The following is a 19535-nucleotide window of genomic DNA, read 5'->3' on the forward strand; positions in this document are numbered from 1 at the left end:
GACCGCTGACGCAAGAGTAAGATGCGTCAGCGGTCCGCCGCCCGGCCCATTATTCATTATACACTATTCATTATTCATTCATTACAGCCCAAACGCCTGTTTGATCTGATCGACGAAATCGAGTTTCTCCCAGGTAAACAGTTCGACTTCGACCTGTTTGTTCGTTCCGTTTGAGCCAAACGTTTTGGTAACTACCTCGTTTTTGCGGCCCATGTGCCCGTAGGCGGCCGTTTCCGAATAAATCGGATTGCGCAGTTTGAGGCGCTGCTCAATGGCATACGGACGCATATCGAACAACTGCCCAATCGTCTCGGCAATAGCCCCGTCGTGCATGTCTACTTTGGCCGTACCATAGGTATTCACATACAGCCCGCATGGTTTCGCTACGCCGATGGCATACGATACCTGCACCAATACCTGATCGCACAGGCCCGCAGCGACCATATTCTTGGCAATGTGCCGGGTAGCATACGCTGCCGACCGGTCTACTTTCGAGGGATCTTTGCCCGAGAAGGCACCACCACCGTGTGCGCCTTTGCCACCGTAGGTATCCACGATGATTTTCCGGCCCGTCAGGCCCGTGTCGCCGTGTGGACCCCCAATGACAAACTTGCCCGTTGGGTTGATGTAATACGTAATATCGTCGTTGAAAAGGCCCTGCAACTCGGGTTTCAGTTTCGCCTTCACGCGCGGAATCACCACGTTGATGATGTCTTCGCGGATCTTAGCCAGCATGGCCTCGTCCGAATCAAAATCGTCGTGCTGGGTTGACACCACCACCGTATCAATCCGAATGGGCCGATCGTCGTCGGAATATTCGATCGTTACCTGCGATTTGGCATCGGGGCGGAGATAGCCAATCAGATTCGGTTCGGTGTTGCGAATCAGTGACAGTTCCTGAAGAATCTTGTGCGACAGATCGAGCGGCAACGGCATGAAATTATCGGTCTCGTTGGTCGCGTAACCGAACATCATACCCTGATCACCGGCCCCCTGTGCGTTGGCTTTCGTCTCGAAATCGTCGTTGGTCACCTCGCGGTCAACACCCTGATTGATGTCGGCCGATTGGTCGTGAAGTGCCGAGAAAATACCACACGAGTTGGCTTCAAACATGTACTCGCTCTTGGTGTAGCCGATTTTGCGGATCACTTCCCGCGTAATCTTCTGCACGTCGAGGTACGTTTCGGTTTTAATCTCACCCGCCAACACAACCTGCCCCGTCGTGACCAGCGTTTCGCAGGCTACCTTGCTGCTGGGATCGAACGCAAGAAAGTTATCAATGAGTGCGTCGGAGATCTGGTCGGCGACTTTGTCGGGGTGTCCTTCTGAAACAGATTCGGACGTAAATAGATAGGGCATGCGACTCCGTTATGACTTAGTTTGAAAGCACAAAACTAAGGCTTTATCTGTAAAGCCATGAAGGCCGTGCATCCCGCTGGCGGAGTTTGAGTGACATTAGATAGTTGGTAGGGTATCTAATTAGGCACCTTTTAGTACTTTTAGCTGTTTTCCCACCGACTATCAACCCATGCCAGTTTTTGATCTTTTTGATGGTATTATCATTAGTGTCTTTCCACGCGATCATCTTCCTCCGCACTGCCATGTCCAATACGCTGAACATGAGGCGCTCATTGCCATACGGACTCTGAACGTACTTGCAGGATGGTTACCGTCCAAGATTGTAAAGAAAGCAGTGTTATACATAGGGCAGGATAACAACCAGCAAGAGCTTCTGGAACTGTTTTACCAGCTTAACCCACAGATTAAACGCCTATGACTCGTCTTACCACCCGACCGGCATTACCCAGAATTGTCCGTGTCATTGCAGTAGAGCCATTTGTCATTACTGCCCTGTGGACAACGACCGAAATTCGCCGGATCGATTTTGCCCGGCTGTTTGATCAGTGGAAACACGATGAGGATACGCGCCTATATCCTCTTTTTGATTACGAGGTGTTCAAGCTGGCAGCGGTTTCTCCCGCACGTACGCTGCATTGGCCTACTATTCCTATACGTATTGAGCTGGCTAAGCGTGTTGTTGAAGGGCCATTGGACCTTGATCCCGACGAGTTGTATCGCCAGAGCGAACTGGTTCAGAAAACCGAAAAGCTGACAATCGGGAGCCAATTACGGCAGGTACGAGAAGCAGCGGGTTTATCACAAACTGAAGTGGCGCTGAAAAGTGGCACATCGAGAAATTACATCTCCCGAATCGAGAATGGCAAGTCGGATATTCAGTTAGAAACTCTAAACAAAATTGTCCAGCTAGGTATGGGCAAGCAGGTACGTATCGAAATTGAGTAGTTATCGCGCCACGTCGATCTTGTATTTCTTTCCTTTCATTTTCTCATCCCGAACGCGGGTCAGCAGATCGGTTACGCGGTCGCGACGGACAGCGGCGAACGCCATGTAATCACCCACTTCGATACGGCCCAGATCCTGATTGGCGAGTTGGCCTTTCTGGATGAAGAACCCTACGATGTCGCCCTTGCTGAGTTTGTTTTTCTTGCCACCACTCACGTAGATCGTGACGAAGGCCGGGGGTGCGGGCAGCGGGGGCGTTTGCGCGGGTAGTGGGTACGTGTCGAGGTCGTCGGGAACGTACCCAGGTACGTTATCAGCGGTGGCGCGGTCGGGTAGCATCAGGTAAGCCGTACCCGTGGCGTGCATTCGGGCGGTGCGACCGTTGCGGTGCGTAAACTCGGTTTCGTGCGTCGGCAATTCATAATGGACAACGTGCCGAAGTTCGGGGATGTCGAGGCCGCGCGCTGCCAGATCGGTGGTGATCAGGTACGTAACGCTCCCATTCCGAAACCGGATCAGGGCGCGTTCGCGGGCATCCTGCTCCAGGGCGCCGTGATAGGCGGCCGCATACAGGCCTTTGCGGTTGAGGTAATCGGTTAGTTGCTCAACGGTCTCGCGCAGGTTACAGAACACCAGCGCCGCTTCGTCGCCGAACGTGCACAGCAGCCGGAATAGGGCTTCGCGGTCGTCGGACTGGGTAGTCGGCACAGCCTTCAGCGTCAGCGAAACGGGATTGCTCTCTTCCGTGCCGAACGTGAGCCGGGTGGGGTTGCGCAGGTTTACAAAGTCGGGGACACGCACACTCGCCGTAGCCGATACCAGCACCCGCGTTTGCAGACTGGGTAGCTGATCGATGATGTAGGCCATTTCGTCGTGAAAGCCCAGCGTCAGCGACTTATCGAACTCATCCAGCACCAACGTGTCGATACTTATGGGGTCAAACGAGCGGCGCGTGAGGTGATCGGCGATCCGGCCCGGTGTGCCGATCAGCAACGCGGGTGGATTGCTCAGGTTGCGTACTTCTGTTTCGACCGAATGCCCGCCGTAGCAGACGTTGACCTTGAAACCCGTCGCCATCTTGCGCCAGACCTGCTCGATCTGCATAGCCAGCTCGCGGGAAGGCACCAGCACCAGGCACTGTACGCCCGGCCGATCGGCGCGGAGCAGGGCCAGTGTCGGCAGCAGATACCCCAGCGTTTTGCCTGACCCCGTGGGTGCAATCAGGTACGTGTCGGTACCGGGTTTGATAGCCGCTTCAGCCGCAAGCTGCATTGGATTCAGGGCGTCAATGCCGAGGGCGGCGAGTACCGGCGTGACGGCAGGCTGCTGGGTACGTTGGTCAAGGTTCATTAACCAAAAGTACGCCCATCCTGTGGTTAAACGGCTACGATGCATCGGGCCAGCCAGCCTTTGCCCCGTTAAAACACGCGTTTCCGCATCACGTCGAAAGCGCCCACCGTAAATGGCCCCAGCGGCACGGTGCTCATAATACGCAGATCCTCCCAGAGCGTTGTTTCTTCATCAAGAAACCGGAAGATGCGGGCGGGCGGATTACGCTCGTATAAGCGCGTAAAGATATCGTCGGCGGGGTGGCGCTTGTATTGCAGTACATTCAGCAACACACTGTCCAGCAAGCCTTTGAATGTCTGCATAAACCACGGCTTACGACGCTCGGGGCGTCCCGTGGCGGCCAGCATATTTACCAGCTCGCGCAGATTCTGCTGGGTACGTTGGAACGTGTAGCCCGTCGATGGTTTGGTGTAGCCCCCCGCCGTACCGATCCGGACAATGTGCTCGCCGGGATGCTCAGGCGTAGGTACGTCCGACATCGGGATCACGCCGAACTCAGTCTCGCTGATCTGGTAGCCGCCCGTATCGATGTAGGTGTCGATATACGTGCGGAGCGACTGTTCGTATTGTTCGGGGGTGAGCAGGTGGTCGTTGAAAATTGTGTATTCTACCATCGCCGTTTTTTCGTCGAACGGCAGCACGTACAGAAACCGGCAGTCGCCCTCCTGCGCTACCCGGAAATCCATCATACGAGGCCGGGCCACGTCAAAACAGGGCTTTTGGGCCGTAATCACCCAGCCTTTGAAATGTTGCAGCAGATTATGATTGGCCGGATCGCGCAGGTTCAGCGCGTGTGTACTGTCGAAGATCAGGTCGGCGATCATCGGTTCGTCGTCCACGATCAGGAAACCGCCATCGGCCGTGTCTTTCATGCGGTTGACCGTTCCCAGCCGGAATTCGATGTTGGGAAACTTGGCCAGGTGGGCTTTGACGTGGTCGTAGAAATCGATGCCGCGCAGCATCTTGTACTGATAGTCGCCGATGTTGAGCGGCCCCGACAGCGTGGTGCCGTAAAAATCGACGGTATTCCATTTCCGAAACAGAACAGGTTCAAACGGACCCGTCTCACGCTCCCAGAAACACCAGGTCCGGTCGTTCTGCTCTTTAGAATCCTTGTCGACAATCAGCACCGATTTATCGCGCAGTTTCGACTGACTGATGTAATACGCCAGACTCAGCCCCGCCATACCACCGCCCGCAATGATGTAATCGTATTTCTTCATGAAGAGAAACGTCGTTCGTAGTTATTAATCGCCATTCGTGGTCATTTGTTGCGTTTCACCGACAAATCACTACCCATGACGATTAATAACTACGGATACCATTTCTCTATACGTTTACGTGACGTTCGGCGTGGTAGCTCGACCGTACCAGCGGCCCGGACTCCACAAACTTGATACCCCGTTTTTCACCGGCCTCTTTGTACATCGCAAACGTGTCGGGATGAATCCATTCGATCACTTCGTGGTGCATCTTGGTCGGTTGCAGGTATTGACCCAGCGTGAGTATGTCGCAGCCATTTTCGACCAGATCGTCCATCGCTTTGAAGACCTCGTCCTGCGTTTCGCCCAGCCCGAGCATAATACCCGTTTTGGTACGTTTGCCAAAGCCTTTCGTGCGGCGAATCTGCTCCAGACTGCGCTCGTAACGGGCCTGCGGACGTACCCGGCGATAGAGGCGCTCCACGGTCTCCATGTTGTGCGAGACCACTTCCTGCCCGCCTTCGATCATCCGAATCAGGGCGTCCCAGTTGCCTTTCGTGTCGGGAATCAGCGTTTCGATGGTGGTCGTGGGCGACGCTTCTTTAACGGCTCTAACCGTCTGATACCAGATTTCGGCACCCCGGTCTTTCAGCTCGTCGCGGTTGACCGACGTAATGACGGCATGTTTCACCTTCATCAGCACGATGGCTTCGGCCACGCGGCGCGGCTCGTCGGCATCATATTCATTGGGCCGTCCCGTTGCCACGGCGCAGAACGTACAGCTGCGCGTGCACACGTTGCCCAGAATCATGAAGGTGGCAGTGCCTGCGCCCCAGCATTCGCCCATATTGGGGCAGTTGCCGCTTTCGCAGATGGTATGTAATTTATAGGTATCAACCAGCTTCCGAACTTTCGCATACTCCGGGCCAATGGGCAGTTTCACCCGCAGCCAGTCTGGACGTTTTGCGCGCTGTTTTTCGGAAGGGATAACGGGAAGTTCAATCATGGCACTGCTTGTTTCTTCAAAAAGGAAGAACTAGGCCGTAAAGTTCTGGCAGAAATGCACAATGTACAATGAACGATGCACAATAGATTGCTGCGCACCTAATGCGGGGCAACGATCCATTGTGCATCGTTCATTGTACATTGTGCATCACTTCTTCGAGCCGAAGAACAGCGTGATGTAGCCGGATGAGAAGAAGTTGCGGTTGCCCACCGTACGGTCGCCAATGGCGGTGTTGGTGTTGGGCACGATGACAATTTTGTTAGGGAACAGCTCGGCCAAAAAGCCGATTTCTACGCCAGTGGTGTTGCTACGGAAGGCGCTGAGTTCAAAACTAACGGCCGCTTTGGCGTGCACGCCCACCGTGAGCGTCGACTCACCCAAGCCCTGGAAAAAATTACCCGACCCAACAATGAACTCGGGTTGCGAACCGGGGGTAGGGTTGGCCACCTGCGAATACGGCACCTGCCGCGTAGTCCGGCCCGACGATACTTCGACGTAATACGGTTTGATGATCCCCAACGACGGCCCCGCCGCCAGAATGGCATTGACCGAGATACCTTCGTCGGCATTGCGCCGGAACAGCGCTATTTCGCGGCCGTATTGCGGGCGCAGCACAAACAGGTAATTTTCTTTGCCCGCTGTGATGGAACCGCCCGTGTTGTTGCCCGACGAAATTTCGCGCGGATGCCGCACGTTTACCAGCTCAATGCTCAGGTAGCGGTACTGCGTTTTACCGAAAAGCTCACTGTCGAGCCGTCTCGATTGCCGAAACACAAAGCCCCCAAGCAGGCCGGCGTTGGTGTTGGTCGTAATCCCGAAGGTCGTTACGGTATTGTAATTGTCTTCGTCGGTATCATTGGTCGACTGGGCGTGGCTTATCCCCGCCGTCAGCCAACCACTGACCACCACCAGACAGGCTTTTATATAGAAAGATTTCATCAGTGAATCGTCGGATTACGAAATATACGAACGAAACTAGTGCTTCTCGCTAAGAACGCACAGAACCAGACGGTTGTTTCACGCCTTGCCCGGTTCCACGGCCTTTTTTCTGAACCGGTTCTGCCAATTCGGTAACGTACCCGGCGATCGGAGTTGCCAGCTCAGAGCAGCCGTCATAAAAAAGCCTCTACCGGTTGCGGCAGAGGCTTTTCGGAAGGTCGTAACCAGCGGTTATTGCTGACCAGGCAGTGTCTGAATCACGGTGCTGCTGTTGAAGCTGCCGACCTGATAAATGTTGGCCAGGTTTTGCACCGACACGCTCCCCGCCTGTGTCACGGTCAGTGTGTTGTTGTTGCCAATCTGCTGGGCGTAGTTGTTGACCAACGGGCCATTGTCTATGCCCTTGATGGTGCTGTAGCCGCTTTGAGTAGCCGTCAACTGGTTATTTTCGCCACCCTGCTGTACCTGCGCCACGTTGACGTCGTTCTCCTGACCAATCGTGACCACGCTTTTCTTTGTCACAATCGTGGAGCCATCCACCGGCGATAGCCCGTTGATGAAACCCTGCTCAACCACGGCTACGTTGCCAAGGGCGCTGCTGGTTGTCAGGTTTTGCTGAATGGTGGCCGTGCTACCGCTACCATACGAAGCAGTGGCCCCGGCGCTTGCACCCTCCCAGGCGTAGGTTTGCTGGATGGTCGCCAGGTTATTATTACCCGTAGCGCCCTGTTCAATCGTACCGACGTTGTTGGCCGAGCTAAAATTCTGAATGATCTGGGCTACACTGTTATTACCTGCCTGCTGAACAGTAGCCTGGTTGTAATAGCTCTGGTCGGTCTGGTAGATGGTCGCCGCGTTGGGCTGCGCCGAATTGCTCACCTGCGTTATATCGGCCAGGTTGTTCGTAGCATCGCCCGTCTGGTACACAAGCGCCAGTCCCGACTGCCCCGACTGATCGATGCGGGCTTCGTTCTGGGAACTTACGCTAGTCTGTAGCACTTCGGCCGTCTGGCTCTCACCCGTCTGCTTAATCAAACCCAGGTTGAGGCTACTGTTGTCGCTTTGCCGCACAACACCGCTGTTGGCTGTTCCTGGGGCATCGATGACCCCCTGTTCAACCTGGGCGCGGTTCTGCGTCGAGTTATTTTGCTGCTCGATGACCGTCAGTCCGTTGTTGCTGCCTAGTTGAACGATGTTACCGTAGTTGGCACCGCTGCCGCCCAACGGTCCGGCGTTCTGGTAAATGTTGGTCTGGTTATTACCGCTACCCACCTGCAGGATGGCTCCGTAGTTGCCATCGGTAGCGAGCGGGGCACTGCCCAGGCCGGGTGCCTGCAAGGTTGAACCACCACTCCGGAAACCATTGCTACCGTTCTGCTCAATAGCAGCCCGGTTGTTACTCCCCCCCGACTGCCGAATGGTAGCCTGGTTGTAGTCGGCCCCGTTGAGCTGATCGATGAACGCCTGATTGGTCGGGCTGGCGTTGGCAGTTTGCGTCACCGAAGCCACGTTACCGATGTTGACGGGCGAAGCCGCGCCGGTGAGCTGCCGAACGGTAGCAGCATTGCCATTCCCTGTTTGTAAAAAAGTAGCCGATTGGTTGTTACCATTCTGGCTGAGTGTCGACGTGTTCTGCGCTTGTGCAGCAGCGGCAACCGCTAGCAGCGTCAGACCTGTGAGTATAATACGTTGCATAAGGCAGGGGCAGAAAATCAGATTCAGGTACGAATGGTTATAGTTGTGGTTGATATTGTACTGTAACCTCGGTAAATGTATCTACTGTTAGGCTGCGACGAATTAATTGTTTTTGAGCGGTAGCAAATGACATATATAAAGTTTCGCATATGTTTCAAACCATCAATCCGTACACCCAGGAAGTCATTGCGCACTACGAGGCCGATACGCCCGAAACCGTGCTAACCAAGCTCGCCCGTGCTCATGCCGATCAGGCCGATTGGGCCGCTCTTTCCTTTACTGAACGGGGGCATTACTTCCAGCGCCTGGCTACGTACCTGCGCCAGGAACAAGATCGGCTGGCCGACCTGATCACGCAGGAAATGGGCAAGATTCTAGGCGAATCGCGGAGCGAAATCGAGAAGTGCGCCAGCCAGTGCGACTACTACGCCGAGCAGGCTGAAGCGCTATTGCAACCCGACAACGTACCCACGGAAGCGCAACGCAGTCTGGTTGTTTACGAACCCGTGGGTGTCGTGCTGGCCATCATGCCCTGGAACTTCCCCTTCTGGCAGGTGTTTCGCTACGCGGTTCCGGCGCTGATGGCGGGCAACACTACCCTGCTGAAGCCCGCACCCAACACCTTCGGCTGCGGGCTTGCGATCGAAGCGGCCTTCAGGGCGGCCGGTTTTCCTGCTGGTATTTTTCAGACGCTGGTTACCGACGTTGACACCATCGAAACCCTACTGGCCGACGACCGCGTGGGCATGGTGACGCTCACGGGCTCGGAACGGGCGGGCAGCGCCGTAGCAGCACAGGCGGGGCGGTCGATCAAGAAATCGGTGCTGGAATTGGGCGGCAGTGATCCGCTCATTGTACTGGCCGATGCCGACCTCGACAAAGCGGCCGAGGCCGCCGTGCAGTCGCGCATGAGCAACGCCGGGCAGGTGTGTATCGCAGCCAAACGGTTTTTGGTTGAATCGCCGGTAAAAGCAGCCTTTACCGAAAAAATAGCGGCGCTGATCGGGCAATTGCGTCAGGGCGACCCCACCGACTCTGCCACGCAGGTTGGCCCGATCGCCCGCCTCGATCTGGCCGAACAGCTCGACCGGCAGCTCCAGACCGCAATGGCACAGGGCGCTACTCTGTTGGTTGGTGGCAGCCGGGATGGGTGCAACTTCCAGCCCGTCCTGCTCGACAACGTGACGCCCGGCTCCGTCGTCTTTCAGGAAGAAACCTTCGGCCCACTGGCTACCATCACCGAGGTATCGGACGCCGAACAGGCCGTTCGGCTGGCCAACCAGACCCGCTATGGGCTCAGCGCGGCCATCTGGACCAACGATACGACCAAAGCCGAGCAAATGGCTCGTCAGTTGGCGGCGGGCAGTGTGTTTATCAACGCCGTGGTCCGCTCGGATTCGCGCCTGCCCATTGGCGGCGTGAAGAAGTCGGGGTATGGGCGCGAGTTGGCCGAAGCGGGCATCCGGGAATTTTGCCACCCGAAGGTGATCTACGTTGCCTGACTACGTACCTACGGGAACGTACCCAGGCAACGTCGGGCCCTACGCCGCCTGATTTAGCAGCAGCGACCAGGTAATGTCGGCCGTGGGGCGAAGCTGCGCCGTTGCCGAACAATATTTATCCATCGACAAATCGATGGCGCGGCGTACCTTGGCCTCATCGAGGTCACCTTGCAGGCGGTATTCGATATGAATGCTTTTGAAAGGGGCGGGTGTGGCACCCTGCTCCCGCTGCCCCTGCACCCGAATGGCGAAGTCGTCGATAATCTGCTTCTGTTTGTTCAGAATCACGATTACATCGATGGCGCTGCAACCGGCCAGACCCATCAGCAACATTTCCATGGGCCGCGCCCCAGCGTTGTGCCCGCCAATATCGGTTGAGCCGTCGATGTCGAGTGTTACTCCGGCTACGCCTTTCGCTTCAAAATGAAAGGCATCATCCACGCGTTGCAGGTCGACGGTCATTGTCGAATAAACGGGTGATTCGGGCGTGGTGGCGGGCGTTGCGGTCATAAGTTTTTTGGCACTAAAGCCGTTAAATCGTTATCTTCACTTTCTGTTAAACAGACAACAGCCATGTCCGAAAAAGTTTCCGGCGACTTATTCGACCTTAAGAACGACCCCCGGCTCAGCCATTATCTGTACCGGGGCGGCTTCGGCTGCTGGGTGCTATACCTCGTCGTGGGCACGCCCCTACTGGCCAATCTGCGTTTCTACCGGACCGATCTGGGCGTGCTGTCGTTCTCAATGATGGTAGCCGGATTGTCGGCCTCGATGGTCTACGATTATTACCATAATTTACCCCTATTTGAACAAAAAAAGAAATGGCTTGCCCTTAGTTATTTCTTACTAGCCGGGATTGTATACTTCGTTGTTCTGGGCCATAAATCACCGATTTTGCCCCACTGGTTGCCATTCTGACGGGGCATTTTGGGGCTCTTTTTCGTTCACATACAAAAAACGCCTGTTTACATACGGCTCAATTACTATAGCCTACAACGGCCTGGATGTCCGTGGGTTTAGTATCCGACGAAACCTATTTTTGAAGCATCGTTTTACAAGCTTCTTAAATCGTTAACTCGGTATGAACGCTCCAACCTCCTCCGCACGCATTGGTATCGAAGAATGGCCAACCTTGCGCCTGTACCAGCGCGAACACGGCCAACAATCGTTCCACGTAGCTAACCTGATCTACCTCCAATCGGAAACCAACTACACCTGGCTTCACTGGAACGACGGGAAACGAATGCTTATGCCGCGGACCCTTAAATTTTATGAGCCCAAATTACCCAGCGAGTTCTTCTTCCGTCTGCACCGTAACTGTGTCGTGAATGCCCGCTACATCGTTGGTACAGAGCGTACACCACAAGGCGGGGCCTACATCGTGCTTTCTACCGGCGAACGCCTGCCTATATCCCGCCGCCGCTGGACAGCCGTCAAATCGCTGATCAACCGCTTCCGCGAGTCGATGAACTAGGCTTTGTTTATTAAGTCTGGACAGTCATAAAATGAGAGAAGTCCGAAGTCTGGATAGTCGTTTTAGAGTGAAGGCTTCGCGTGAGCAACACTGAAAACGACTGTCCAGACTCCGGACTTCTCTCATTTTATGACTGTCCAGACTTACTTCAGCACTTTCGTGATCTCGTTTAGCTTGTCCATTTTGGCCTGAAAATCGCCGGTGAGCTTCTGGCGAATAGCGGTCAGGTTATCGAGTGTTTCTTGGAGCGAATCGGGCAGCATCTCTTCCAGTACTTCGCGGAATCGCTTGGCAAACGTCGGTGATTTTCCGTTGGTCGAAATGGCGATTTTCAGATCGCCTTTTTTTACGACCGAACTCAGGTAAAAATCGCAGAGTGGCGGCGTATCGGCCACGTTGACCAGAATCTTGCGGGCCTTGCAGTCGGCCTGCACCTGCCGATTCACGGCTTTATCGTTGGTACCCACAATCACCAGATCTTTGCCCGTCAGGTACGTGTCGTCGTAACGTACCTGCACCAGCGTGACGCCGGGGTGGGTTGCCGCCAGCTCGCGGATTTCGTCGCGGATCTCGGGCGCTACCAGCGTGACGGGTGCTGCGGGCGAATTGGCCAGCACAGCGGTGAGCTTTTCCAGACCAACGTACCCACCGCCCACAATCAGCGTCTGGAGTTGGTCAAGCTTCACAAAAATGGGGAAGAGGGTATTCATCAAACGCGTTTGAGGTTTACAGTTTAAGGTTTGACGTTGAGGGACGCATACCTCACTGGCGCATCCTTTAACATCAAACCTTAAACTGTAAACCTCAAACTAAAATTTCACCCCCAGGTTCACGCCCAGAATGCGTCGTTGCGAATTTCTGGTCACATCACGCAGTACGTTCTGAAAACCGTGGTGATACACGAAATCGATAAACAGCGGACCCGCATCAAAACCCAGGTTCACCAGCCCGTTCAGCGTTGCTTCGTTGAAATCGTCGCGGGTGATGTTCAGGTCCCGGTTGGCTCCATTGCCGACCGGCGTAGCAAACTCGGCACCAACCTGAAGGCGAATGCCCGAGATACCCCGGTCTGACTGGGCCAGTTTCACCCCCACATAGGCAGGTACGTGCAGGTAACGCTGATCGACGTTGCTGATGACGCTACCAACGCCCGTCAGTGACGTTCCGCCTGTTACGGTGCCGCTGCCCGGTGCCGTCGAGTAAAACTCAGAGCTTGAGCCAAAGTACTCAGCCCCGATCTGTCCGTAGAAACGGCCACCACCCCGTACGAAGAAACCCAACTGGTAGCCCAGGCGGCCCTGTAGCCCTGCGGCGTTCCCGTTGGCGTCGATGCGTTCGCCTTCGAAGCGGGTCGAGTTACCACCGGCATACAGCCCGAACGTGAAGTTCTTGTAGTTTTCGCGGTGCTCAGTCCGTTCTTCTTTTTTGTACGAACGCTGCCCGTCTTCAAAGCCTTCGTCGTAGGCCTGGCTCAGGTCATTGCGGTTGTACATGCGCCCGAAGCTCCGGTCATTGCGTTCGCGGAAGGTGTTGTCGTAGCCCGGATACTGTGCGTCGCGGCGGCGGAAATCGCGGCGATCCCGAATTACATCGTCGGCGTCTTCGTCGCGGCGGTCATTGCGACGCATGTCGCGCTCCCGATCACGCAGTTCGCGTTCCCGATCGTCCATGCGGTCGTCGCGGCGATCATCGCGGCGTTCAAAACGGTCGTCGTTGCGGTTGTCGTCGTAGCGCTGTTGCGCCATTACGGCTGATCCGGCCAGCGAGGCGGCGGATACCGTAGCCATCAGCGCGATGGCCCGTACTGTCTTTTTCATAACGTGTGTTGAGTTGTTGGTACTGAAATCACAAGTACAACCTATAGGTAAGCTAGATTGTTAAAAAAAGGGTGCCAGAAGTACCCAGTCATTGAAAAGGCGCAACGCCCACAACGAACTGCCTTATAGCCTGTTGCGGCTACAGAAATTCGTTGTGGGCGTTGCGCCTTTTCGTTAAAAAACGCCGTACGGGCTTAGAATTTGAAGCCTACGCTGGCGCTCAGGATACGGCGGCTAGACCCCTGGAACGTGTTGATCTGAACGGCATCGCCTAGGCCATAGTGGTAGGTCAGGTCGATCAGGAACGGACCAAAATCAAACCCTAGCTGACCCAGTGCGTTGAACGAACCACTTTTGATTTCGTCTTTGCTCAGGTTGAAGCTATTGCTGTTCGAGCTGATGCGGTTGGCATATTCAGCACCCACCTGCACCCGGATTGCCGAGTTACCACGCTCTGAATCGGTCAGTTTATAACCGATGTAGACCGGTATCTGAATATACTGAATGTTAATGTAGTCGCGAACGGCCTGCGTTGATGAACCGTTGCCTGCGCGGAAGTAGTTCGAGCTAGAGGCAAAGTATTCACCACCGATCTGACCAAACAGACGACCACCGCCCCGTACGAAGAAACCAGCCTGATAGCCCAGACGAGCCGATGGATTTTCGGCGTCGATTGACTCTCCTTTGAAGCTTGTTGCGTTCAGACCGGCGTAGATACCAAACACAAAGTTGTTGTAGCCATTGCGGCCAGCCGGATCAGGCGCCGTGCGGGTTGAGTACGTGCTCGTCGACGACGTACCTGAGTTCATGCTATTGCTATCGTAGCTGGTCGAGGGCGTTGTGGTGGCGCCGCTCGTGCCCATCGTATTGTAATTGCTGCTGCCCGATGGCGTTACCGTTGTCGAGTTGTTGTAGGTGCCGTTGCTATTGTACGTACCCGTTGTGCCCGTCGTCCCGTTGCTCATCGAACCCGACGGATTTGTCGTGGTAGTGGTGGTGCCCATCGTGTTGTAGTTGTTGCTACCCGATGGGGTCACAGCCGTTGAGTTGTTGTACGTACCGTTGCTGTTGTACGTGCCGGTCGTACCCGTTGCCCCTGCGCCGGTTGTTCCGGTGCTCATTGAACCCGATGTGCCGCTGTAGCTCGAGCCCGACGACGTAGCATTGCTGCTGTTGTAGTTGTTGGTGTTCGAACTGTTGTAGTTCGACGTAGATGGGCTCGTCGTGGTAGACGACGACTTGGTCGTGCTGTTTGTCTGGCCTACTGCCACACTGGCCGACAGGATGCCGACCGCTAAGAGTACCTTATTCATTTTCATAACGTTTTGAGTTGAACGAAAAAAAGGCGTGACCTAAATCACGCCTCATTAACCCCCAGACTTATTAGAATGTTTTAGTTTTTTCGCATCTGCTTGAATGCGTTGATCAGTCCGTTTGTCGAGCTATCGTGGCTACTTACGACCGTATCCCCCTCAAGCTCAGGCAAAATTTTATTGGCCAGCTGCTTGCCCAATTCCACGCCCCACTGATCGAAACTAAAAATAGTCCAAATTACACCCTGTGTAAAAATCTTGTGTTCGTACATCGCGATCAGGCTACCGAGTGAGCGCGGCGTGATCTGTTTCACCAGAATCGAGTTGGTGGGGCGGTTCCCCGAAAACGCTTTGAACGGCGCAATCTGAGCAATCTCCTCATCTGTTTTACCTGCCTTGCGCAGTTCGTCGGCGGCCTCCTCCTCGGTCTTGCCGTTCATGAGCGCTTCGGTCTGCGCGAAGAAGTTCGACAGCAGCAGCGTATGGTGATCACCCAGCGGCGTGGTCAGGGGGCGGTGGCTGATGGCGGGGGCAATAAAGTCACACGGAATGAGCTTGGTGCCCTGGTGAATGAGCTGATAAAAGGCGTGTTGGCCGTTGGTGCCGGGTTCGCCCCAAATAATCGGGCCGGTCTGGTAATCGACGGGGTTACCGTTGCGATCGACCGATTTGCCGTTGCTTTCCATATCGCCCTGCTGGAAGTAGGCCGCAAACCGGTGCATGTACTGATCGTAGGGCAGAATGGCCTGCGACTGGGCACCGTAGAAATTGTTGTACCAGATACCCAGCAGTGCCAGCGTAACCGGGATATTCTGGTCGAGCGGAGTCGTCTGGAAATGTTGATCCATCACGTGGGCGCCGGTCAGCAGTTCTTCGAAATTGTCGAACCCGATATAGAGGGCAATCGACAACCCGATAGCCGACCAGAGCGAATAGCGGCCACCAACCCAATCCCAGAAACCAAACATGTTGGCCGGGTCGATCCCGAATTTTTCCACTTCTTTCTGATTGGTTGACAGGGCTGCAAAATGCTTGGCGATGTCGTTTTCTGTGCCACCATTGTCCAGAAACCATTGCCGGGCCGAGTTGGCGTTGGCCATGGTTTCCTGCGTGGTGAAGGTCTTAGACGCGATCAGGAACAGCGTGCTCTCGGGACGTACCTGTTGCAGCGTTTCGTAGATGTGCGCCCCGTCGACATTCGACACGAAGTGCACTTTCAACGTACCTGCGTAGGGTTTCAGGGCTTCTGTCACCATCACCGGCCCCAGGTCAGAGCCACCAATGCCGATGTTCACCACGTCAGTGATGGCCTCGCCACTATAGCCTTTCCACGCGCCCGAACGTACCTGTTCGGTAAACGTTTTCATGTGATCGAGCACAGCGTTCACCTCGGGCATAACGTCGGCACCATCAACCAGAATGGGCGTGTTGGCCCGATTGCGCAGGGCCACGTGCAGCACGGCCCGACCTTCGGTGCCGTTGATTTTATCACCATCAAACATTTTGTCGATGGCGTCGGATAGCCCCGCCTGCTCGGCAAGCTGCCGCAGCAGGGTCATGGTTTCGGCCGTTACGCGGTTCTTTGAAAAGTCGACCAGGATATCCTCGAAACGGAGCGAAAACTGGCCGAACCGGTCAGGGTTTTCGGCAAACAGGTCGCGGAGGTGTTGCTGTTGGGTGGCCTCGAAATGAGCTTTCAGTTGGCTGTAGGCTGGCAGGGCCAGAAACGGATGATTCGTCAGCATGATTGGATTCGGTCAGCGGAGAGCCGCGAATATCGGGTTTTAGCCCGTGATATTTCAGCATAACCGTCTTCACTTATCTGATTCATCTCCCCCCCGCCCTGAAGGGGGGGCTGCTGGCGCAACCTTATTGCCAGCGCATAGCTACATAGGCGCCAGCAGGCTCCCTTTAGGGCAGGGGGTAAATTCCTCTACAACCGCACCGACACGTTTTCCTGCACCTGCACGGGCGTTTCGTCCAGTGTTTTCAGGTATTCTTCGCGCTGCTTCAACTGACCTTTCAGCGCGGCGATTTCGGCGGTGAGGCGCTGCCATTCGGCATCCTGCGTGAAATCATAGGTGGTGCGGCGGGTGATCTGCACGCTGCCCGCGTTGTAATGAATGGCGTTTTTGCGCACAATCGGGTCGTCGGCTACCTCGTCGGTATCGCTAATGGCCGAGGCCGTAGGCACGGGTAACGCCTCAAACTGCCCACTTGCTCCTTCCTGTAGCGGTTCCAGCTGGGGTTGCTGCGTAATGGCGCGCAGTTCCTGCGCCTGCGCCACACTGTGGTTTTTCAGCCGGGCAATGATCGTTTTAATGTACAACTCGTAACGTTTCATCTCCACGTACGTCTTCAGCAGATCATACTGGCCACTGTCGATGATCTGCTGGGCATGGTCGGCCGCCAGGCGTACCAGCCCCGTTTTTGGCATATTGCGGTCGAGGGTTCCGATTGGTTTGATAAGGCCCATACCCGTCTTTTTTGGTTTATTCTCCAGTTATTGGGCCAAGTTACGGCCCACCCGAAAACCCTTGTCTGCTTTTTTATGCAACACATTCTGATTCTGATCGGCATCAGCGGCAGCGGCAAAACGACCTTCGCCAACCAACTGGTGCAGGCCGACCCAACGTACCTGCGCCTGAGCCGCGACGAATTCCGGCGTAGCCTGCTGCCTGTTCCGCTCAACGATTACTGGCGCTGGGGCAACAAACGCCGCAACCGGATCGAAGAGCTTGTATCGGAGCTGGAAAAAACGGCCCTGACAACCGCCCTCGACAAGGGTTGGAATCTCGTTATCGACAATACGCACCTGCGCCAGCCCTACATCGACGACGTGCTGAGGCAGGTCAGCAACCGATCTGTGCGGGTTACGTTCAAGGTGTTCGACGTACCGCTCGACGAAGCCATCCGCCGCGACAAAGCCCGCCCCGACGTGGTGGGGGCTACCGCCATTCGGGAGCAATATGACCGCTATCTGGAGCTGTTTCGCCACTTCAATCCGGGCCAGACGCTCTTATTTCCGCAGCAACCCTTACCCACTCGCGAACCATTCACCCAGGATCGCGCCTTACCTATATGTGTTCTGGTCGATATTGATGGCACCATCGCCAGCCGGGCAGACCGGTCGCCGTTCGACTGGACAAAGGTGCACCTCGACACACCCCGGCAACCCGTCATCAGCGTGGTGCGGGCGTTGCGGGCGGCGGGCTACGCAGTCGTTTTTTTGTCGGGTCGCGACAGCGTGGCGCGGGCCGATACCATTGCCTGGATTGCGCGGCACATAGGCTGGCAGGAAGGCTCCGACTATAGCCTGTTTATGCGGGCGCCCAACGACAACCGGAAAGACGTGATCATCAAACGGGAGTTGTTCGAAGCACACATTCAGGGCCGTTATTACGTAGACGTTGTGCTCGACGACCGCGATCAGGTGGTGTCGTTGTGGCGCCATGAATTCGGCCTGACCTGTTTGCAGGTTGACTACGGAAATTTTTGATCAAACAGTACCAAAACCGCTACAACCTGTAAGGCGTTAAAACCTTATTGATTTATTAACCAATACGTTATGACGAAACACTTCCGCGACGCAGCATTTATTCTGGCAGGTATCCTCTGTGTGGGGTTCGGGTTGAAAGGCTTTTTGCTTTCGAGCCAATTTATTGACGGCGGCGTCACCGGCGTTTCGATGTTGCTGGCGTCACAAACGCCGCTCCCCCTGGCCGTCGGCATCGTGCTCATCAACCTGCCGTTTATCTGGCTGGGGTACCGGCAGATCGGGCGGGCTTTTGCGATCAAAAGTACGTTGGGTATTGCCGGGCTATCGGCCTGCCTGGCGTTTGTTCCCTTCCCCGATGTTACGCCCGACTTGTTGCTGACGGCACTATTTGGGGGCTTTTTTATCGGCGCGGGTATTGGCCTGTCTATGCGCGGCGGCGCTGTGCTCGACGGTACCGAAGTGGCCGCGCTGGTTATCAGCCGCAACGTTTCGACGATGAAAGTGAGCGATGTCATTCTGTTGCTCAACGTGTTCATCTTTGGCGCGGCGGCTTTCTTTCTCACCATCGAATTGGCCCTCTATTCGATGATTACCTACTTCGCCGCCTCCAAAACCATCGACTACATCATTCACGGTATCGAAGAGTACACCGCCATCCTGATCGTATCTGATCGGTACATCGCTATTCGTGAAAAGGTATCCGAAAATGGCTGGGGCGTCACCATCCTGAAAGGTGCTCAGGGGTACGGCAAGCGCGGTGATCGGGATCAGCCCGTCGATGTATTGTATGTGGTAGTCACCCGCCTGGAAATCAGTCGGCTGCGGACCACCATTTTAGATATCGACGAAAGCGCGTTTCTCATCCAATACCCCGTCGATGATGTCCACGGTGGCCAGATCAAAAGCCTGCCGTTACACTAAGACAGTGTACAGTTGACAGTATGCAGTATACAGTTTACTAACGCAGGAGCATTTTTCTCTCGGCGCCAGCAAACTGTATACTGCATACTGTCAACTGTACACTGTATTTACGCTACATTAACTACCTGCTCCGGTTTTTTCGGGATGGTGAGGATCAGAACGCCGTTTTCCTGCTTGGCCTGAATACCGGCGGCATCGACGCGGTTGCTGAGCGGAATGGTGCGCTCAAACGATTTCAGCGGGTATTCCTGCAACAGGAAAGCCGGATCATTGGCGGCATCGTGGGCGCGGGTGCCCTGAATGATCAGTTCATCGTTGACAACCCGCACCGAGATGTCGGCTTTGTCGAAACTGACCGCATAGACCAGAACCCGGTAGTGATCGGCGTGGTCTTCAACGTTCATAGGTACGTTGTATTTGGGCCGACGCCAGCCTCCACTAAAAAAGGGACGAATAAATTGAGCGAAAGGGTGGTGATTGCCATGTTGATGGCGGTGATGATGCGCGTGCATG

The 19535-nt window shown here is 55.2% G+C and carries 20 protein-coding genes; 7 read left to right on the plus strand and 13 right to left on the minus strand.

Annotated features, from left to right (window positions below):
- Window positions 1-81: 81 nt before the first annotated feature.
- Complete coding sequence (metK, locus tag ACAW74_RS28510; RefSeq protein WP_370701621.1) at window positions 82-1359, minus strand: methionine adenosyltransferase; 1278 nt, start codon at window positions 1357-1359, stop codon at window positions 82-84.
- A 169-nt stretch (window positions 1360-1528) separates the two neighbouring features.
- Here metK and ACAW74_RS28515 point away from each other — a divergent pair, with 169 nt between their 5' ends.
- A complete protein-coding gene (locus tag ACAW74_RS28515) occupies window positions 1529-1777 on the plus strand; it encodes a DUF4160 domain-containing protein (RefSeq protein ID WP_370701622.1) in 249 nt (82 codons plus the stop codon).
- The gene (locus ACAW74_RS28520; RefSeq protein ID WP_370701623.1) at window positions 1774-2304 is read left to right on the plus strand and encodes a helix-turn-helix domain-containing protein; all 531 of its coding nucleotides are present in this window, start codon (window positions 1774-1776) and stop codon (window positions 2302-2304) included. Before ACAW74_RS28515 ends, ACAW74_RS28520 begins: the two co-directional genes overlap by 4 nt.
- Here the strand turns inward: ACAW74_RS28520 and ACAW74_RS28525 are convergent, their stop codons facing one another.
- The 5 genes from ACAW74_RS28525 to ACAW74_RS28545 all read right to left on the minus strand — a co-directional run bounded on the left by ACAW74_RS28525 (window position 2305) and on the right by ACAW74_RS28545 (window position 8496).
- Window positions 2305-3654 carry a DEAD/DEAH box helicase gene (locus ACAW74_RS28525; protein WP_370701624.1) on the minus strand — a complete coding sequence of 450 codons (1350 nt, stop codon included), beginning with the start codon at window positions 3652-3654 and terminating at the stop codon, window positions 2305-2307.
- Between the two features lie 68 nt (window positions 3655-3722).
- Complete coding sequence (locus tag ACAW74_RS28530) at window positions 3723-4877, minus strand: lycopene cyclase family protein (protein ID WP_370701625.1); 1155 nt, start codon at window positions 4875-4877, stop codon at window positions 3723-3725.
- Between the two features lie 106 nt (window positions 4878-4983).
- Window positions 4984-5862, minus strand: a complete 879-nt coding sequence (lipA, locus tag ACAW74_RS28535) for a lipoyl synthase (RefSeq protein ID WP_370701626.1) — start codon at window positions 5860-5862, stop codon at window positions 4984-4986.
- A 147-nt stretch (window positions 5863-6009) separates the two neighbouring features.
- The gene (locus ACAW74_RS28540; protein ID WP_370701627.1) at window positions 6010-6801 is read right to left on the minus strand and encodes a hypothetical protein; all 792 of its coding nucleotides are present in this window, start codon (window positions 6799-6801) and stop codon (window positions 6010-6012) included.
- Between the two features lie 231 nt (window positions 6802-7032).
- Window positions 7033-8496, minus strand: a complete 1464-nt coding sequence (locus tag ACAW74_RS28545; protein WP_370701628.1) for a hypothetical protein — start codon at window positions 8494-8496, stop codon at window positions 7033-7035.
- 149 nt (window positions 8497-8645) lie between these two features.
- On the opposite strand from ACAW74_RS28545, the gene ACAW74_RS28550 reads away from it, so the two are divergent.
- The gene (locus ACAW74_RS28550) at window positions 8646-9998 is read left to right on the plus strand and encodes an NAD-dependent succinate-semialdehyde dehydrogenase (RefSeq protein WP_370701629.1); all 1353 of its coding nucleotides are present in this window, start codon (window positions 8646-8648) and stop codon (window positions 9996-9998) included.
- Window positions 9999-10037: 39 nt separating this feature from the next.
- Here the strand turns inward: ACAW74_RS28550 and ACAW74_RS28555 are convergent, their stop codons facing one another.
- On the minus strand, window positions 10038-10508 hold the full coding sequence (locus ACAW74_RS28555; protein ID WP_370701630.1) for an OsmC family protein: 471 nt from the start codon (window positions 10506-10508) through the stop codon (window positions 10038-10040).
- A 63-nt stretch (window positions 10509-10571) separates the two neighbouring features.
- Here ACAW74_RS28555 and ACAW74_RS28560 point away from each other — a divergent pair, with 63 nt between their 5' ends.
- Both ACAW74_RS28560 and ACAW74_RS28565 read left to right on the plus strand, forming a co-directional pair.
- Window positions 10572-10916: a hypothetical protein gene (locus ACAW74_RS28560; protein ID WP_370701631.1), complete on the plus strand. Its 345-nt coding sequence runs from the start codon at window positions 10572-10574 to the stop codon at window positions 10914-10916.
- Between the two features lie 163 nt (window positions 10917-11079).
- On the plus strand, window positions 11080-11472 hold the full coding sequence (locus ACAW74_RS28565) for a LytR/AlgR family response regulator transcription factor (protein WP_370701632.1): 393 nt from the start codon (window positions 11080-11082) through the stop codon (window positions 11470-11472).
- A 143-nt stretch (window positions 11473-11615) separates the two neighbouring features.
- On the opposite strand, the gene ACAW74_RS28570 is transcribed toward ACAW74_RS28565, so the two are convergent.
- The 5 genes from ACAW74_RS28570 to ACAW74_RS28590 form a co-directional block, all read right to left on the minus strand.
- Window positions 11616-12182 (minus strand): precorrin-2 dehydrogenase/sirohydrochlorin ferrochelatase family protein, encoded by a 567-nt coding sequence (locus ACAW74_RS28570; protein ID WP_370701633.1) that lies wholly within the window; start codon window positions 12180-12182, stop codon window positions 11616-11618.
- A gap of 99 nt (window positions 12183-12281) precedes the next feature.
- A complete protein-coding gene (locus tag ACAW74_RS28575; protein WP_370701634.1) occupies window positions 12282-13289 on the minus strand; it encodes a hypothetical protein in 1008 nt (335 codons plus the stop codon).
- A gap of 194 nt (window positions 13290-13483) precedes the next feature.
- Complete coding sequence (locus tag ACAW74_RS28580; RefSeq protein WP_370701635.1) at window positions 13484-14602, minus strand: porin family protein; 1119 nt, start codon at window positions 14600-14602, stop codon at window positions 13484-13486.
- 80 nt (window positions 14603-14682) lie between these two features.
- Window positions 14683-16347 carry a glucose-6-phosphate isomerase gene (gene pgi, locus ACAW74_RS28585; protein WP_370701636.1) on the minus strand — a complete coding sequence of 555 codons (1665 nt, stop codon included), beginning with the start codon at window positions 16345-16347 and terminating at the stop codon, window positions 14683-14685.
- Between the two features lie 188 nt (window positions 16348-16535).
- Complete coding sequence (locus tag ACAW74_RS28590; RefSeq protein WP_370701637.1) at window positions 16536-17078, minus strand: hypothetical protein; 543 nt, start codon at window positions 17076-17078, stop codon at window positions 16536-16538.
- 75 nt (window positions 17079-17153) lie between these two features.
- Between ACAW74_RS28590 and ACAW74_RS28595 the strand changes: the two genes are divergently transcribed.
- Together ACAW74_RS28595 and ACAW74_RS28600 are read left to right on the plus strand one after the other, a co-directional pair.
- Window positions 17154-18101 carry a phosphatase domain-containing protein gene (locus ACAW74_RS28595; RefSeq protein ID WP_370701638.1) on the plus strand — a complete coding sequence of 316 codons (948 nt, stop codon included), beginning with the start codon at window positions 17154-17156 and terminating at the stop codon, window positions 18099-18101.
- A gap of 69 nt (window positions 18102-18170) precedes the next feature.
- Window positions 18171-19022 carry a YitT family protein gene (locus ACAW74_RS28600; RefSeq protein ID WP_370701639.1) on the plus strand — a complete coding sequence of 284 codons (852 nt, stop codon included), beginning with the start codon at window positions 18171-18173 and terminating at the stop codon, window positions 19020-19022.
- A gap of 107 nt (window positions 19023-19129) precedes the next feature.
- On the opposite strand, the gene ACAW74_RS28605 is transcribed toward ACAW74_RS28600, so the two are convergent.
- On the minus strand, window positions 19130-19534 hold the full coding sequence (locus ACAW74_RS28605; RefSeq protein ID WP_370701640.1) for an Hsp20/alpha crystallin family protein: 405 nt from the start codon (window positions 19532-19534) through the stop codon (window positions 19130-19132).
- Window position 19535 lies beyond the last annotated feature (1 nt).

Source organism: Fibrella musci, from assembly GCF_041321105.1.
GTDB lineage: Bacteria > Bacteroidota > Bacteroidia > Cytophagales > Spirosomataceae > Fibrella > Fibrella musci.